The organism is Fructilactobacillus sp. X2R1C1, assembly GCF_059901435.1.
Map to the genome: position 1 here is coordinate 1 of NZ_JBWXUV010000054.1, position 336 is coordinate 336.

Here is a 336-nt window from a genome sequence, read left to right on the forward strand (position 1 = left end):
CTGTTACTGGTACTAATTGATTCACTGTCACTAGTACTCAATGAAGCACTATCACTATTGCTAGTGGAAGTACTCTGACTATCACTTGTACTTAGTGAGGCACTACCACTTACTGAGGAACTGTTACTGGTACTAATTGATTCACTGTCACTAGTACTCAATGAAGCACTACCACTATTGCTAGTGGAAGTACTCTGACTGTCACTTGTACTTAACGAAGCGCTATTACTATCGCTTGTGGAAATACTCTGACTGTCGCTAGTACTTAGTGAGGCACTGTTTCTATCGCTAGTTGAAACGCTTTGACTATCACTTGTACTTGTCGAAGCACTATCA

Annotated in this window: 1 pseudogene; it reads right to left on the reverse strand. The window is 40.8% G+C overall.

Features of this window, described 5'->3' with window-relative positions:
* Nucleotides 1-336: pseudogene (locus AC6UDG_RS07475) on the reverse strand (hypothetical protein); the annotation flags it as partial.